Genomic DNA, 570 nt, shown 5'->3' with positions numbered 1-570 from the left:
GCACTGGTGAAAAGGCCAAGATGGTCTCAATTTCTTTTGTGTAGGGTAACAATATGAGTATGACAATAGCCGAAGCGAAACGAAATAGAATACTAGCCGAGACTAAGCGACTTCTTGGTTTGGGGACGCGACCTTGCGAGATTGCTAGTCAGCTTGGCGTTAAGCGCAATTTGATTTACCGCTTAAAAAACTTGGTTGAGGGTGAGCAATGCCAATAAACCTATGGAAAATAGCCCTACCACAATCACGCGCATTCAGTCTAATCATCACTAAGACTATGCGCCTGTTTTATCAGGGCCTGAGCTATCCGCAGTATTACCGTGATTTGTTTGATACCACCTACAAGCAGCTCGATCCGCAAGTGACCGACAACTTGGTTAGATGGGAGGAGCAGTTTTATTTACCATCTTCTGGCTTAACCGAACAGCAACGCCGCGACCGACTTGAAGCAACATGGAAAATGACAGGCGGTCAAAGTCCTGGTTACTTGCAGTCGATACTACGCGGCTATGGTTTCGATGTTTACGTACACGATTGGTGGATGCCAGACGAGCAAATACTTTATCTAAC

The 570-nt window shown here is 45.8% G+C and carries 2 protein-coding genes; both read left to right on the top strand.

All coding sequences use genetic code 11. The features are described 5' to 3' along the window. Positions 1–53: 53 nt before the first annotated feature. The gene (locus DC53_RS22315) at positions 54–218 is read left to right on the top strand and encodes a hypothetical protein (protein WP_167331246.1); all 165 of its coding nucleotides are present in this window, start codon (positions 54–56) and stop codon (positions 216–218) included. Continuing rightward, a partial coding sequence (locus DC53_RS0121195) for a DUF2313 domain-containing protein (protein WP_033032787.1) occupies positions 209–570 on the top strand: 362 nt, incomplete at its 3' end. The genes DC53_RS22315 and DC53_RS0121195, both read left to right, overlap by 10 nt.

Origin of the sequence: Pseudoalteromonas fuliginea, from assembly GCF_000690055.1 — a bacterium.
GTDB classification, from domain to species: Bacteria; Pseudomonadota; Gammaproteobacteria; order Enterobacterales; family Alteromonadaceae; genus Pseudoalteromonas; species Pseudoalteromonas fuliginea.
The sequence above is the reverse complement of the archived record's forward strand: the minus strand, read 5'-3'. Positions and strand labels throughout refer to the sequence as shown.

What these genes read in the sequence shown, in the direction of transcription:
- DC53_RS22315 (WP_167331246.1), top strand. Translation starts at nt 54, where the DNA reads ATGAGTATGACAATAGCCGAAGCGAAACGAAATAGAATACTAGCCGAG.